This is a genomic window from Aquabacter sp., assembly GCF_965279295.1.
In the GTDB taxonomy this organism is placed as follows: Bacteria; Pseudomonadota; Alphaproteobacteria; order Rhizobiales; family Xanthobacteraceae; genus Aquabacter.
In genome coordinates this window covers 12,468-26,601 of the sequence record NZ_CBDIHQ010000007.1, presented here as the reverse complement: position 1 = coordinate 26,601, position 14,134 = coordinate 12,468, and the positions used below count along the sequence as shown (strand labels likewise).

Here is a 14,134-nt window from a genome sequence, read left to right as displayed (position 1 = left end):
GGGGAGAAAATGCTGTGGCAGATGGGAGAAAAAGACATCGGGATAGGTTCCGCCACGCAACAGACGGGGTGATTTTAACCGATTTTCACCACCGGCGGGTTTGCGGAATCAGCGCAGCCGCGCACCGAGCCCGGCGCCTTCCGCATGGGTACGCCACGCCCTCGCCCTAAAGACGAACGCCGGGTTAATGACCCTCGTGCGCATGGACAGCGGTCTCAACATCGGGTTGGGCCCGGCCCCTGCGGCGCGGCGAGCGCCAGGGATTGGCGATGGTGGCGAGGTCGTCGAACACGCCGAGAAGCTTGGCGCCGCTGCGCAATTCCTGGTCCAGACGGGCCATGGTGCGGGACAGGCCGGGGTCCTCGTCCTTCAGCCACACATCCAGCAGGCGGCCGAACAGGAACGCGAGGCCCCGCGCCCGCAGGTCTCCGGACAAGCCGGTCGCATTGAGGCCGGCTGCGGCCAGCATCCAGCGTTGTGAGCCTGTGGAGAGCTTGAGAAGGCTAAGCGCCAATCGCGGATCGTGCCGCACGGAGCGCATGAGGGAAGCGACGGCCGCACGGTGCGGCTCAAGCGCATCGAGGCGGCGCATCAGCACCTCGAACAGGCGCTCGTGCGGCGGCTCCTGAATGTCGCGACCGTCATTGTCTGCGCCCTCGGCGAGCACCTGCCGGTCGGTATCGCGGAAGAAGGCTTGGAGCAGATCGTGGGTGGAGCCGAAGGCGCCGCGCATTTCCGAGAGCGGCACCCCCGCCCGCGCCGCCACCTGGTTCAGCTCGACGCGCTCAAAGCTGTCCTCGCCGACGAGGTCGAGGAATGCGCTGAGGCAAGCTTCGCGGGTCGTCTCGGAAACCATGGCGCTCTCCGGTTCACCAATGCCAGAGATGGGCGCGCAGGTGCGCGCCCACAAGGTGGCTCTTGAGCGAGCAGATTGGATCAACCTGCCAGATTGGCGCTCGATGCTAACGCCCGAGTTCGCGCGAGCGCGCAGTCGCGGCCTCTACGGCCTCCGTGAGCAGGGGGCCGAAACCGCGCTCCGGGTTCATCAGCACCGCGAGCGCGGCGGCGGTGGTGCCGGCGGGCGAGGTAACGTTCTCGCGCAAGATGCCGGCATCAATGCCGGACTGGACCATCAGCGCACCCGACCCCGCCACAGTGGCGCGGGCAAGCCGTCCCGCGAGATCGGCCGGCAGACCAGCGGCGACGGCGGCGGCGGCAAGCGCCTCGGCCAGCAGGAACACATAGGCCGGCCCCGAACCGGAAACAGCGGTGGCCGCATCCATCAGCGCCTCGTCCTCGATCCACTCCACCGGGCCAAGCGTCGTGAGCAGAGCGTCGGTCAGAGCGCGCCCGGCCTCGTCCACATGGCGATTGGGGACCGCGACCGTGATGCCCTGGCCGATGGCAGCCGGCGTGTTGGGAATGGTGCGCACCACGGCGGTGCCATGGGGCAGCGCCTCCTGAAGGAAATCGAGCGTGCGCCCCGCCATGATCGAGATCACCAGCGTGCCCGGCGCCACCAGGGCGCGCACGGTGGCGAGCACCACCGGGGCCAACTGGGGCTTCACGGCAAGGACAATCACCGCCGGTGCGGCAATGTCGGAGAATTCAGGATTTGCCAACGCCCCCTTGGCCGTGAGGTCGGCGAAAACCTCGGGCTTCAGGTTCGGGTCGAGCACCACGGCATGGGCGGGAGACAGGCCAAGGTTCAGCCAGCCTTCCAGCATGGCACTACCCATCTTGCCGGCGCCCACCAGCACGACGGGGCCGCTCAAGGACTTCAACGAATCAACGGGCATGGGACAGCCTGCATGGGCGCCGACGCCGGAAAGCCGGCGCCGCACGCATTGAGAGGACATCCCTAGTCTTAAGCTTCTCCGACGGTGTCGAAAAGCGCCGTGTCCATGGCTTCGCGCGCGCTCTTGCCCGCCCAGACCACGAATTGGAAGGCGGGATAGTACCGCTCGACCGCATCGAGGGCAGCTTCGAGGATCGCCTCGCACTGCCGGTCGGACGCCGTTGCTCCGCCTGCCAGGACCAGGGCGTGGCGGAACATGATCACGCCTTCCTGATTCCAGAGGTCAAAATGGCCGAGCCACATCTGCTCGTTGATGAGCGCGAGCAGCTTCAGCACCTCAGGCCGCCGGTTGTCCGGCACCTTGAAGTCAAAGGCACAGGCGAGATGCAGCGCCTCTATCTCATCCATCCACTGGAACGAGACGTGACAGTCCGTCCAGCGGCTTGTGAGTGAAAGGGTGATCTCGTCCTCTTCGGAACGCTCGAAGGACCAGTCGTGAACGGCTGCGAGCCGTTCAACCAAGTCCACCGGGTTCGCCGGAGCATCAGCTTCAGCGTCGATGTCGATGAGAGACATGCCTCGACCTCGCGGTTTGAGGGACGCGGAGACGGTCGAACGCGGGCCGAAACGCCACTCAAACCGGGCATCCAAAAGCCAGCCAGGATTTGCGCGACGCAGCGTACCGGCGGCCCCACCGCCCCCTGGGCCGGTGTGCCGTGGCGCTCCGAGCCCCGTCGCGCTTAGCGCGACGATAAGCTCCGAATCGCCACTTTAATCACTATATCGCGGCGCAGCGCGAAGCCGCTACGACATATTGCGGCAGGGGGGCCTCCCCCTGCATTCAATCTCAGAACTGGCTGGACCCGTCATAGGTTGGGCCATTGTTCGCGGGCGCAGCAGAAAGGCGTGCTTCCAGCTCGGCGATCCGGGCGGCAAGACGCTCGTTCTCCAGCCGGGCGGCGGCGACCATATCCTTCACCACCTCGAATTCCTCGCGCTTCACGAGGTCGAGGTCGCGCAGAAAGCGTTCGGTCTGCGCTTTCATCACGGTTTCCACTTCCCGTCGCGCACCCTGGGCGACGCCGGCGGCGTCGTTCACCAGCCGCGCCATCTCATCGAACAGCCGGCCTGTGGTCTGGGTCATGACGGGTCTCCGCTCGCGCGCTGAATTTCAAGATCGCCAGACAATGGGGAGGACGGGCCGGGATCGCAAGGCGCTTGTCGCCAGGAGCGTGGGGTTGGTGGTATGCCACGGTGCTGCCCAGGTTCCCGGCAATATGGTGGCGCCGCGCCAGCGAAAGGCTCGGCAATCGAAATTGAACGGCACCGGCGCGCGATATCGTCTATGCCCTCGCCAGATCGACGGTGGGAAACCGCGTGTCTGGCCTCCGGCATCCAAGAACGTGGCTTTTTGGACACAGCCGGAGCTGTTGGGAGCATCAAAATCATGTCGGATGCACCAGCTTCACGATTTGTCCACCCAAAGGGAGGCAAACTCCCCTTGTCATCGACCTCTTGGAAAGTCGGCGCCGTGAAAGTGATTGTCGCAGTTTCAGCGTTCGTGGCCACGGTTGCGCTCGGGCTGGGTATCGCGTCGAGCCAGATGCTGTCATCGGCTCCGGCGCCCGCACCGACCCAGGAGGCTGCCGCAGCCGCGCCGGCTTCATCGTTCAATCCGTTTGGTTTCCTGGCGGTGTTCGGCCTTGCCCCGACTCCGGCGCCCGCTGCTGTACCGGCAACCCCTGCCACCACCCAGCAGGCCCGCACCGCTCCGGCTGTGCTGCCGACCGCGCCGGCGCCATCGAATCACAAGGTGCTGCCCTCGCTGCCCGACCTTGCCGCGATCCCGCCTGCTCCGGCGCCTTCCGCTTCGACAGCAAGTGCCACGCCCGCAATTCCCGCCGGTCCGCGCGGTCCCATGGCTTTCAATTCCGCACAGGTGGACGGCCCCTATATCGCGCTGACGTTCGATGACGGCCCGAACCCGGAGACCACCCCCAAGCTGCTCAAGATGCTGGCCGAGCGGAACATCAAGGCCACCTTCTTCGTGCTCGGCAGCAAGGCCGTGGCAAGCCCGGAGACGCTCAAGAGCATCGTCGCGGCCGGGCATGAAGTGGGGAATCACTCCTGGAATCACCCTCAGTTGCCCAAGCTCACCGTCGCGGCGGTGGATAAGCAGATCGAGGACACCTCTGCGGTCATCGAGAGCGCGACCGGCACCAGCCCGAAATATCTGCGCCCGCCCTACGGCGCCATGACCCCTTCGCTTCAGCACCATATTGAGCAGAAGTACGGCATGAGCCTGATCTACTGGTCGGTGGATCCGCTGGATTGGAAAGTCCGCGATGCCAATAGCATCTATGACCAGATCATGAAGCAGGTCCGCCCCGGCGCCGTGGTGCTGGCCCATGACATCCACGCCACCACGGTGGCGGCGATGCCGCGCGTGCTCGATGCGTTGATCGCCAAGGGCTACAAGTTCGTCACGATCTCCGAACTGATCGCCATGGACAAGCCGGCCGCACCGAAGGTCGCCGCCGTCCCCGCTGCTCCGGCGCCGCCTCGCAAGAAGCCGCGCCCCGTGCAGCCTGCCACAACTGGTGCTCCGGCGCAGATGATGCCGATGCAAATCACCCCGACCCCAACGTCCGGTAAGTCGGCTTCCGCTATTGCCCGCCCGCCCGTGGTCAGCGGCCCGTTCTGATCGACAGGCGAAACCTATCCCTCGGTGACGGGAAACGGCACGCCGGGAAGATAGAGCCGGATCGGGCGGATCTCATACACCGCCGATGGATTGACCCGGCGCAGATCGCGGGCCGCAGCGATCGCGTCATCCCGGCTCGCGCAATCCAGCATATAAAGGCCGAGAAGCTGTTCCTTGGTCTCGGCGAATGGACCATCGATGATGATGCCGGCGCCTGGGCCGCGCAGGGTGCAGGCATCGGCCGTGGCGCCGAGCCGGGCGGCGGGGCCAAGGCTCCCGTCCCGCGTCAGGCGATCATGGACCTTGTTAAGGTCGTCCATCAGAGCCGCGTCTTCATCCGGGCTCCAGGACGTGACCACCTCTTCCTCGTGATAGGCAAGGATGGCGTAGAGCATGTCGATCTTTCTCCCCGTGCGGGCTTCGCGCCCGTTCTAAAGACGCTGGCAGTGCGCCGATCCCGACAGGCGGTCAGCCGGGGATGTCCTCTTCGGCACCCTCAGTGATTTTCACCGCCTGCGGCCAGCGCTCCAGAGCCTCATGGCCGATCGGCGTCAGGTCGTAGACGCCGCGCTCGGCCCGAACAAACCAGCCGTAGACATTATCGATCAGGATTTTTCCTGCGTCCGGAGCCGCAGCGCGCAGGTCGCGCGGGCGCATGGGGCCAGACGCCATCGCTGCCGCGCAGAGCAGCGCCTGCTGGCGATAGGCGGTCATGATCGGCACGCGCGAGCCGCCGCCGGCAACCGGATCGCCCTGTCGCCGCCGGTGCTCCTCAACCAGCCGGGAGCGGTGGCGCGGGTCCTTGCGCGGCATTGGCGAAATCGGGCTCACCAGGATCGTCACCTCGCCCGATGGCGACACCCCGAGCATGCCGAAACCGAGACGGCGGCAGAGATTGCGAAAGCGGGAGTCGCTTTCCCGGCCGTTTCCCCGAAGCGAGGTACGCGCCGCAAGCCACACCTCGTCGCAGGCGCCCGCACGATCCACGGCTTGAAGCACCAGTTCGAGATTGAAGCTGAGCTTCAGCTCGCCGATCACCACGAACGGCGTGCCATCCCGCGCCACGGCCACCAAGTCGCAGCCGCCGATCTCGCCCTTCACGGAAAAGCCGAGACCTTCCAGAAACCCTTTTACGGGAAGATAGAGAGAGGTCTCCAGGCTCAGCCCTCCCGATCACGCGCGCCGGCGCGCCGGGGTCGCCGGACGCTGGCCGATATGGGTGGCGATCCAGATGATGTGGCGCGCGCCCCCCGAACCGTTCGCCCGCACCCGCACCTCGTCGACCGCGAAGCCTGCTTTGCGCAGGCGCTGGGTAAAGCTCGGGTCCGGTCCGGAGGACCACACCGCCAGCACGCCGCCCGGTCGCAGCGCCGCTTTCGCTGCCGCCAGCCCCGCCATGTTGTAGAGAACGTCGTTGGCGTCGCGGGTCAGCCCGTCCGGCCCATTGTCCACATCCAGCAGGATCGCGTCGAAGTCAGCGCTGGAGGTCTGGATGAGCGCCGCGACATCCCCCTCGCTGACGCGCACGCGGGGATCGTCCAGGCAATTGGCGAAAATCTCCGCCATCGGCCCGCGCGCCCACGCCACTACGGCCGGCACCAGTTCGGCGACCACGATCCCGGCTTGCGGGCCCATCACAGAGAGCGCAGCACGCAGCGTGAAGCCCATGCCGAGACCGCCGATCAGCATGCGCGCCTGCGGCCGGTCCTTCAGCCGCTCGCAGACAAGGGTCGCGAGCGCCTTTTCCGAGCCGCTGAGGCGGCTGTTCATCAGTTCGGTCGCCCCCGTCATGATGGAGAATTCAGCGCCGCGCCGCATGAGGCGAAGTTCGCCGCCGCCTCCGGGCACTTGGGCCGTATCGAGCTGGGACCAGGGAATCACGGGGGGGGGGGACTCTTCAAGATTTCGATGCGCTCATTGCGCACCGCCCTAGATAGGACAAAGCGCGGGTGCATCGCCAGATGGAAGACGCCATCGCTGGCCCTCCACCTTGACGGACCCACCGCCTGCGGGCAAACCGGCTGCCATCGCCCGTGCCGAAACCGGCTCCACGGCCCATGTCCCAAGGGAGCCTCATGCTCACCTTCGCGCTGCCTTTCCCTGCCCTCGACCCGGTCCTGATCCAGCTTGGGCCGTTTGCCATCCGCTGGTATGCGCTGGCCTATATCGCCGGCCTGTTGCTCGGCTGGCAGCTCGCGCGTTGGCTTGTGGCGCGGCCCGCGCTCTGGGGCGGCACGGCCCCGATGAAGCCAGTGGACCTGGACGACGCGCTGTTCTGGGCCACCTTCGGGGTGATCCTGGGCGGCCGGGCCGGCTATGTGCTGTTCTATAATTTCAGCTATTTCCTCCAGCACCCCGCCGAGATGGTGATGGTGTGGAAGGGCGGCATGTCGTTCCACGGCGGCCTTGCCGGCACCTTGATCGCCCTGGTCCTGTTCGCCCGCTCGCGGGGCATCCGCGTGATGTCGCTGCTGGATGTGGCAGGCGTGGTGGCGCCGCTGGGGCTGCTGTTCGGCCGGCTGGCGAATTTCATCAACGGGGAATTGTGGGGCCGGCCTTCGGATGCGCCATGGGCGGTGGTCTTTCCCTCTGGCGGTAATGTGCCCCGACATCCCAGCCAGCTTTACGAAGCGGCGCTGGAAGGCGTGCTACTGTTTGTGATCATGCTCGTCTGCGTACGGACGGGGGCGCTGAAGCGGCCTGGCCTTGCGGCAGGCATCTTCGGTATCGGCTACGGGCTCGGCCGCATCGTCGGCGAATTCTTCCGCGAGCCGGATGCGCAGGTGGGCTACCTCGCCTTCGGCACCACCATGGGCATGCTGCTGTCGCTGCCAGTGGTGTTCGGGGGCATGGCTTTGGTGCTCTACAGCCTACGCGAGGCGCGCCAATGACGCCTCTGGAAATCGAAATCCGCGCCTTGATTGCGGATGAAGGGCCGATCCCGGTGTCGCGCTACATGGCCCTGTGCCTCGGGCATCCGCGCTATGGCTATTACATCACCCGCGATCCGCTCGGCGCGAAGGGTGACTTCACCACCGCGCCCGAGATCAGCCAGATGTTCGGCGAGCTTCTCGGCCTTTGGGCCGTGGCGACCTGGCAGCAGATGGGGTCGCCCGATCGCATCCATCTGGTCGAACTCGGGCCCGGACGGGGCACGTTGATGGCCGACGCGCTGCGCGCCGGACGGGTTCTGCCGGCGTTCGGCGAGGCAGCGCAGGTGCATCTGGTGGAAACCAGCCCGGCGCTGCGCGCCCGGCAGGCGGCGGCTCTTCCCGGCATCACGCCATCATGGCACGACTGCCTGGAAGATGTGCCCGACGGACCCGCCATCATTATCGCCAATGAATTCTTCGATGCCCTGCCGATCTCGCAATTCGTGCGCGGCGCACAGGGCTGGCACGAGCGCCGGGTCGGCCTCGGCGCGGATGGCAAGCTGGTGTTCGGCCTCGACCCGCGCCCCTCCCCCATGGGCGAAGCCCTGAGCCGGCGCTTTCCCGATGCACCCGAAGCCGCGGTGCTGGAGCATCTGGAGAGCGGCGCCGAAGAAGCCCTCGCGGCCCGGCTCGCCGCGCAGGGCGGTGCCGCGCTGGTGATCGATTATGGGCCGAAGGCAAGCGGTCTGGGCGACAGCTTCCAAGCGGTGCGCGACCATCGATTCGCCGATCCGCTGGAGGCGCCGGGCGAGGCGGACCTTACCGCCCATGTGGATTTTGCCGCCTTCGCCCGCAGGGCGCGCGCCGCCGGCGCCATCGCTTATGGGCCCCTGACCCAGGGCGACTTCCTTCTGCGTCTAGGTCTCGTGCAGCGCGCCGAACGGCTTCAGCAGAACACCAACGCCTCCCAACGCAAGGCCATCACCGCGGCGCTCTCTCGCCTTGCCGGCAGCGGCACGGACGAGATGGGCGCCCTGTTCAAGGTGCTCTGCCTGTGTGATCCCACTTTTGGTCCGCCTCCGGCCTTCGGAGCGGAAGACGCCTTCGCGGAGCCGGACGCATGAAGATCGAAGCCGCCTCGCTCGCCGCACTCCCCGGCATCCGCCACGCCTTCTTCACCCGGCGGGGCGGGGTCTCTGAGGGCATATATGCCAGCCTCAACGGGGGCATGGGCTCGCACGACGATCCCGACCACCTGACCGAGAACCGTGCGCGTATGGCCCGCTCGATCGGCGTGGAGCCCGGCATGCTGATGGCCTGCTGGCAGGTGCATTCCCCCGACGCCGTTGTGGTGACCCAGCCCTGGACCCGCGAGGACGCACCGAAGGCCGATGCGGTGGTCACCGCCATTCCCGGCTTAGGTGCCACCATCACCGTGGCGGACTGCGGACCGGTGCTGTTCGCGGACCCGGTGGCGCAGGTGGTGGGGGCCGCCCATGCCGGCTGGAAGGGCGCCTTTGGCGGAGTGATCGAGGGCACGCTGAAGGCCATGGAGGGCCTGGGCACGCGGCGCACCGACGTGCGCGCCGTCATCGGCCCCCTGATCCGCCAGCAGAGCTACGAGGTGGGCGAGGATTTCATGGGCCGTTTCCTGGACACCGAACGCGCATTCGCGCGCTTCTTTAAGGCCGCCGAGCGCCCCGGCCACGCCATGTTCAACCTGCCCGCCTTTATCGCTCACCGGCTGGCGGAGGCGGGCGTGGTTCATGTGGAGGATCTCGGCCTCGACACCTATGGCGACGAGGACCGCTTCTTCAGCTACCGCCGCTCGACGCACCGCAAGGAGCAGGACTACGGCCGGCTGGTGGCGGCGATCACGATCGAGGCCTGAACCATCCTCAACACATTCGTGACCGAATAGTTAAGAGGCGGACCCGAAGCCGACAAAAGTCAGTGTCGCTGCGGCTTTTCCGATGGAGGAAAAGGGTCCGATTCGTGGAAAAACTGTGTCTGCCTTAACGGTGTCTTAACCGCCGCGCTGGACCTGTCGGTTAATAAACGGTAACCCTCCTTCATCAGGTCGGAAGAAGGGGTGGCGGATGAGCAATGCGACGGTGAGCCGCCACGGCGCGCGTCCTCTCCTTCTCGCAATGCGGGTCGCCCTGGTCGGCATGGGCCTCGCGCTCGCCGGCTGCCAGACCGATGGTTCGGGAATGGCCGGCGGATCGTCCCGCACACTCGCTTTCGAATCCATTGATGGGCCGCCCAAGGCCACGTTCGAGAAGCTGGTGGGCCATCTCACCACTGAGGCGGAAGCCCAGAAGGTGGAAGTAGTCTCCCGCAGCCAGCCCGCCGCCTACCGTGTACGCGGCTATCTCGCCGTCAACAGCTCCAAGGACAAGACCTCAGTCGCCTATGTGTGGGACGTGTTCGACGCCAGCAAGCAGCGTGTTGCTCGGCTGTCCGGCGAGGAAGTGGTCAAGCGGGTGAAGGGCGACGCCTGGCAGGTGTGCGACGAAGCTGTGCTCACCCGGATCGCCGGAACCTCCATGGCCTCGCTTGCCGAAACCCTCGGCATCCCCCCCGTCAGCGGCCAGCGTGCCTCCGCGCCGCAGCAGGCTGCGCCCGCCGCGGCGGAAGCGGCGCCCGCCACGGCTCCGGCCGAGCCGCCCGCCGCCGCGCCCACCCCCGTAGACATGGGCGATGGTGTCCCTATGGCGGATGCGTCAACCTCTTCGCCGCTCGCCTTTGCCGCGCAGTGAACGGCTTTACAAAGTTTCTTCCCGCCGCCAATCAGAGCGTTGAGGGGATGTTTCCCCGAGTCAGCGGGCGGGCGTAGATGTCGAGCGAGAACGGATCCATGAAGCTTGTGGCCGGCAATTCCAACCGGGCCCTTTCCGAGGCGATTGCGGCCTATCTGGCCACGCCTTTGACCAAGGCCGTTGTCCGTCGCTTCGCCGACATGGAGATCTTTGTCGAGATCCAGGAGAATGTGCGCGGACAGGATGTGTTCGTCATCCAGTCCACCTCTTTCCCCACCAATGACCACCTCATGGAGCTGCTCATCATCATCGATGCGCTGCGCCGTGCCTCCTGCAAGCGCATCACCGCCGTCCTGCCATATTTCGGCTATGCCCGACAGGACCGCAAACCCGGCCCCCGCACGCCGATCTCGGCCAAGCTGGTGGCCAACCTCATTACCCACGCCGGCGCCGACCGCGTGATGACGCTGGACCTGCACGCCGGCCAGATCCAGGGCTTCTTCGACATCCCCACTGACAACCTCTATGCCGCGCCGGTCATGGTGCGCGATATCAAGGAACGGTTCGACCTCAGCAACCTCGTGGTGGTCTCCCCGGACGTGGGCGGCGTCGTGCGCGCCCGCGCGCTGGCCAAGCGTATCGATGCCCAACTCGCAATCGTCGACAAGCGCCGCGAGCGCCCTGGCGAGAGCGAGGTGATGAACGTGATCGGCAATGTGGCCGGCCGAAGCTGCATTCTGGTGGACGACATCATCGATTCCGGCGGCACGCTGGTGAACGCCGCCGAGGCGCTTTTGGAGCGCGGCGCGAGCGAAGTGCACGCCTACATCACTCACGGCGTTCTCTCCGGCGGCGCCGTGGCCCGCATCACCGCCTCGAAGCTGAAGGAATTGGTGATTACCGATTCCATCCAACCCACTGAAGCGGTGCGCGTGGCGCGCAATATCCGGGTGCTATCCATCGGCACGCTGATCGGCGAGGCCATCGCCCGCACCGCGCATGAGGAATCGGTTTCCTCGCTGTTCGACTGAAGCTCTCCCCCCCGTGAACCGGCAGTTATTGCCTCTCGCTGAGCGTCAAAGTTCGTTAGGCGCAAAAGCTGGGCGGCTTTCACCTCGCCCCGAGGGGCCGTTGCATAGTTGGCAGTGGCCTCTCTCGATTGCGGGTAGGGCTGGGGAGGGGGCAGAAGCCCGACCCAGAAGCTCCCACCCGACCCAACGGCAAGTCGAACGCTTCATCCGGGCCTCTCCGTCATGAATGCAGGTCTTCGCGGGAGTCCTGCGAGGTGATCATCCCCGGTATTTTTCGATCATTGTAAATTTCCTCGGAAAGCTTAGCCGTTCAATAGGTTGCGGTGCTTTTTTGGGAGAAGTCGCTTTCCCTGCGGGCGGATCGCGGGTCTAATGCGTTGCAGCGACGGCCAGACGCGTGGTGATCCTGCGTGACCCGATTTTTTGCGGGGTCGGTCAAGGCGGAAAGGCTGAGCGTGTCCGGGGCGGAGCAGCGCAGCGAAGCATTCAAGGAAGCCGCCGTCGCCAGTGTGCTCGGTAGCTACGCGACTCTGCCCGGCGTGCGGGACGAGATGATGGACGCGGAGGGGCATCCGCGCCCCCACTGGGTTCCCTTTCTCTCCGCGCTCGCCGAAATGGGACCGGAGGAAGTGCGCCGCCGTTTCGACGCGGCCGACCGCTATTTGCGCGAAAGCGGCGTCTTCTATCGCGTCTATGACGACGCCGGCGGGCGTGAGCGCGCCTGGGCGCTCAGTCACATTCCTCTGCTGATCGAAAAGAAGGATTGGGACATCCTGTCCGCCGGGCTCGCCGAGCGCGCCGAATTGCTGGACCGGCTGCTCGGCGATCTCTATGGCCCCGCCACCCTCATCAAGACCGGCGCGCTGCCGGCGGCGGCGGTGGCCGGCAGCCCGGAATTCCTGCGCCCCCTGGTGGGTGTGAAGCCGCGCGGCGGGCGATATCTCAGGTTCTACGCGGCGGATGTCGGGCGCGGGCCCGATGGGCGCTGGTGGGTTCTCTCCGATCGTACCCAGGCGCCCTCCGGCACCGGCTATGCGCTGGAAAACCGCCTCGCGCTCAGCCGCGCCCTGCCAGATGTGTCGCGCGCCATGAACATGGAGCGCCTCGCCGGCTTCTTCCAGGCGTTCCGCACCTCGCTCATCAAGCTGGACCGCACGGGGGAGGGGCGTATCGGGCTGCTAACCCCAGGCCCGCTCAATGAAACCTATTTCGAGCACGCCTTGCTGGCGCGCTACCTCGGCTTCCTGCTGGTGGAGGGCGAGGACCTCACGGTGCGCGGGGACGGCTTGTTCGTGCGCACGGTGGCCGGCCTGCGGCGGCTCGACGTCGTGCTGCGCCGCCTCGACAGCGATTTCGCCGACCCACTCGAACTCAACGGGCGCTCGCGCCTCGGCGTGCCCGGCCTGGTTCATGCGGTGCGTTCCGGCGGCACGGTGCTGGCCAATGCGCTGGGCTCCGGCCTCGTGGAGGCCCCCGCCCTCATGGCGTTCCTGCCCCGTCTCGCCACCCGCGCTCTCGGTCACGGACTTGCCCTGCCGCATGTCGGCACTTGGTGGTGTGGGCAGGAGGCGGAACGCACCCAAGTGATGGAAAATCTGGATTCCCTGGTCATCGCCTCCGCGTTCGGAAATTCCGTCGCCGGCATGAACCTGCGGGAGACCATCCTCGGCGCCGACCTCGGTATTCCCGAGCGCCGCAAGCTCTCCATGCTGCTGGCGCGGCGCGGCGCGGACCTCGTCGGCCAGGATGTCGCCCGGCTCTCCACCATGCCGGTGTGGACCGGCGACCGCCTGGTGCCGCGCCCGTTCACGCTGCGGGTGTTCCTCGCCGCCACCGAGGATGGCTGGAGTGTTATGCCTGGCGGATTCTGCCGCATCTCGGAAAGCGTTGATGCACGCGCCTTCTCGATCCAGCGCGGCGACCGCTCGGCCGACGTCTGGGTGCTGGCGGAAGGCGATGTCTCCACCACCACGTTGCTGCCGAGCCCGGACAATGTGCGGGTGCGCCGTTCCTCGGGCACGCTGCCGAGCCGGGCAGCAGACAATCTCTTCTGGCTTGGCCGCTATGTGGAGCGGGTCGAGGCGACCTTGCGCCTCGTCCGCGCGCTGGTGGGGCGTCTCTCCGAAACGGAAGTCACATCCAGCCCGCTGGTGACGCGGCTGCTGACCCTGCTCTCCGCCGCCGGCGCCATGCCCCGCGATCTGCCGCGCGCCACCGCCGGCCGCTACGCCATCGCCGCCCTGACGCGCCAGGACCTGTCGGGCGCGCTGCCGCAACTGGTCAAGAGCGCCCGCGCGGCGGCATCCGTGATCCGCGACCGCTTTTCGCCAGATGCCTGGCGCGCCCTGGTGGATCTGGAGGCCTGCGTCGAGGCGCCGGTGCCCACCTCGCCCACAGAGGCGGACGCCTATGAGCGTGCGGATGCGGCGCTGCGGATCGTCGCCGCCTTCTCGGGGCTCGCCAGCGAGAATATGAACCGCCTGACCGGCTGGCGCTTCCTGGAGATGGGTCGGCGCATCGAACGCTCCATCACTCTGATGCGCTTCGTGCGCGCCTTCGCCGAACCCGGCGCACCGCGCGGTGCGCTCGATATCCTGCTGCAGCTGGCGGACAGCCAGATCACCTATCGCAGCCGCTATGTGATGATGGAGGCGCGCGGCCCGGTGCTCGACCTGATCCTCCTGGACCCGGACAATCCCCGCTCCTTCGCGTTCCAGGTGTTGCGCATGGCGACCCACCTCAAGGTGCTGCCCGGCCGCGACCCGGACGAGCCGCCGCCGTTCGCCGAGCGCCTCGTGGCGCGGATGCAGGCCGACCTCACGGCCTCAAGCGCTGACAGTTTCGACCTCGGCGACTTCGAGGCGCTGGAGAGCGACCTGATGCTGTTGTCCGACGAAATCGCCTCGCATTATTTCATCCAGGAAGCCTCTGCCGACGCCTCCTGGCCGGGCCAGGGGTAGGCACCC

Annotated in this window: 14 protein-coding genes; 7 read left to right on the top strand and 7 right to left on the bottom strand. The window is 66.7% G+C overall.

Annotated features, from left to right (window positions below; translation table 11 throughout):
- Positions 1 to 184: 184 nt before the first annotated feature.
- From ADADO0_RS02115 to ADADO0_RS02100, 4 genes are all read right to left on the bottom strand, one after another.
- The gene (locus ADADO0_RS02115) at positions 185 to 856 is read right to left on the bottom strand and encodes a TetR/AcrR family transcriptional regulator (protein ID WP_511303432.1); all 672 of its coding nucleotides are present in this window, start codon (positions 854 to 856) and stop codon (positions 185 to 187) included.
- A gap of 106 nt (positions 857 to 962) precedes the next feature.
- A complete protein-coding gene (gene proC, locus ADADO0_RS02110; RefSeq protein WP_511303431.1) occupies positions 963 to 1,799 on the bottom strand; it encodes a pyrroline-5-carboxylate reductase in 837 nt (278 codons plus the stop codon).
- Positions 1,800 to 1,867: 68 nt separating this feature from the next.
- Positions 1,868 to 2,374: a type III secretion system chaperone family protein gene (locus ADADO0_RS02105; protein WP_511303430.1), complete on the bottom strand. Its 507-nt coding sequence runs from the start codon at positions 2,372 to 2,374 to the stop codon at positions 1,868 to 1,870.
- A 271-nt stretch (positions 2,375 to 2,645) separates the two neighbouring features.
- Positions 2,646 to 2,942, bottom strand: coding sequence for an accessory factor UbiK family protein (locus ADADO0_RS02100; RefSeq protein WP_511303429.1), 297 nt, complete (start codon positions 2,940 to 2,942; stop codon positions 2,646 to 2,648).
- Between the two features lie 387 nt (positions 2,943 to 3,329).
- Here ADADO0_RS02100 and ADADO0_RS02095 point away from each other — a divergent pair, with 387 nt between their 5' ends.
- On the top strand, positions 3,330 to 4,502 hold the full coding sequence (locus ADADO0_RS02095) for a polysaccharide deacetylase family protein (protein WP_511303428.1): 1,173 nt from the start codon (positions 3,330 to 3,332) through the stop codon (positions 4,500 to 4,502).
- A 14-nt stretch (positions 4,503 to 4,516) separates the two neighbouring features.
- Here ADADO0_RS02095 and ADADO0_RS02090 read toward each other — a convergent pair whose 3' ends face one another.
- From ADADO0_RS02090 to ADADO0_RS02080, 3 genes are all read right to left on the bottom strand, one after another.
- Positions 4,517 to 4,897, bottom strand: a complete 381-nt coding sequence (locus ADADO0_RS02090; RefSeq protein ID WP_511303427.1) for a YciI family protein — start codon at positions 4,895 to 4,897, stop codon at positions 4,517 to 4,519.
- A 73-nt stretch (positions 4,898 to 4,970) separates the two neighbouring features.
- Positions 4,971 to 5,660: a DUF2161 domain-containing phosphodiesterase gene (locus tag ADADO0_RS02085; RefSeq protein WP_511303515.1), complete on the bottom strand. Its 690-nt coding sequence runs from the start codon at positions 5,658 to 5,660 to the stop codon at positions 4,971 to 4,973.
- A gap of 15 nt (positions 5,661 to 5,675) precedes the next feature.
- Entirely contained in the window at positions 5,676 to 6,383 is a 708-nt protein-coding gene (locus ADADO0_RS02080; protein ID WP_511303426.1) for a polyamine aminopropyltransferase, read from the bottom strand.
- 194 nt (positions 6,384 to 6,577) lie between these two features.
- Between ADADO0_RS02080 and lgt the strand changes: the two genes are divergently transcribed.
- From lgt to ADADO0_RS02050, 6 genes are all read left to right on the top strand, one after another.
- The gene (gene lgt, locus ADADO0_RS02075; RefSeq protein WP_511303425.1) at positions 6,578 to 7,393 is read left to right on the top strand and encodes a prolipoprotein diacylglyceryl transferase; all 816 of its coding nucleotides are present in this window, start codon (positions 6,578 to 6,580) and stop codon (positions 7,391 to 7,393) included.
- The gene (locus tag ADADO0_RS02070; RefSeq protein WP_511303424.1) at positions 7,390 to 8,499 is read left to right on the top strand and encodes a class I SAM-dependent methyltransferase; all 1,110 of its coding nucleotides are present in this window, start codon (positions 7,390 to 7,392) and stop codon (positions 8,497 to 8,499) included. The genes lgt and ADADO0_RS02070 overlap by 4 nt, the downstream gene beginning before the upstream one ends.
- A complete protein-coding gene (pgeF, locus tag ADADO0_RS02065; protein WP_511303423.1) occupies positions 8,496 to 9,266 on the top strand; it encodes a peptidoglycan editing factor PgeF in 771 nt (256 codons plus the stop codon). The genes ADADO0_RS02070 and pgeF overlap by 4 nt, the downstream gene beginning before the upstream one ends.
- Positions 9,267 to 9,474: 208 nt before the next feature.
- Complete coding sequence (locus ADADO0_RS02060; RefSeq protein WP_511303422.1) at positions 9,475 to 10,137, top strand: hypothetical protein; 663 nt, start codon at positions 9,475 to 9,477, stop codon at positions 10,135 to 10,137.
- Positions 10,138 to 10,214: 77 nt separating this feature from the next.
- A complete protein-coding gene (locus ADADO0_RS02055) occupies positions 10,215 to 11,168 on the top strand; it encodes a ribose-phosphate pyrophosphokinase (RefSeq protein ID WP_511303421.1) in 954 nt (317 codons plus the stop codon).
- 551 nt (positions 11,169 to 11,719) lie between these two features.
- The gene (locus ADADO0_RS02050; protein ID WP_511303514.1) at positions 11,720 to 14,128 is read left to right on the top strand and encodes a circularly permuted type 2 ATP-grasp protein; all 2,409 of its coding nucleotides are present in this window, start codon (positions 11,720 to 11,722) and stop codon (positions 14,126 to 14,128) included.
- Positions 14,129 to 14,134 lie beyond the last annotated feature (6 nt).

Excerpts from the sequence above, each read along its gene's own strand:
- ADADO0_RS02115 (WP_511303432.1), bottom strand. The coding sequence starts at position 856 with ATGGTTTCCGAGACGACCCGCGAAGCTTGCCTCAGCGCATTCCTCGAC.
- proC (WP_511303431.1), bottom strand. The coding sequence starts at position 1,799 with ATGCCCGTTGATTCGTTGAAGTCCTTGAGCGGCCCCGTCGTGCTGGTG.
- ADADO0_RS02105 (WP_511303430.1), bottom strand. The coding sequence starts at position 2,374 with ATGTCTCTCATCGACATCGACGCTGAAGCTGATGCTCCGGCGAACCCG.
- ADADO0_RS02100 (WP_511303429.1), bottom strand. The coding sequence starts at position 2,942 with ATGACCCAGACCACAGGCCGGCTGTTCGATGAGATGGCGCGGCTGGTG.
- ADADO0_RS02090 (WP_511303427.1), bottom strand. The coding sequence starts at position 4,897 with ATGCTCTACGCCATCCTTGCCTATCACGAGGAAGAGGTGGTCACGTCC.
- lgt (WP_511303425.1), top strand. The coding sequence starts at position 6,578 with ATGCTCACCTTCGCGCTGCCTTTCCCTGCCCTCGACCCGGTCCTGATC.
- ADADO0_RS02070 (WP_511303424.1), top strand. The coding sequence starts at position 7,390 with ATGACGCCTCTGGAAATCGAAATCCGCGCCTTGATTGCGGATGAAGGG.
- pgeF (WP_511303423.1), top strand. The coding sequence starts at position 8,496 with ATGAAGATCGAAGCCGCCTCGCTCGCCGCACTCCCCGGCATCCGCCAC.
- ADADO0_RS02060 (WP_511303422.1), top strand. The coding sequence starts at position 9,475 with ATGAGCAATGCGACGGTGAGCCGCCACGGCGCGCGTCCTCTCCTTCTC.
- ADADO0_RS02055 (WP_511303421.1), top strand. The coding sequence starts at position 10,215 with ATGTCGAGCGAGAACGGATCCATGAAGCTTGTGGCCGGCAATTCCAAC.
- ADADO0_RS02050 (WP_511303514.1), top strand. The coding sequence starts at position 11,720 with ATGATGGACGCGGAGGGGCATCCGCGCCCCCACTGGGTTCCCTTTCTC.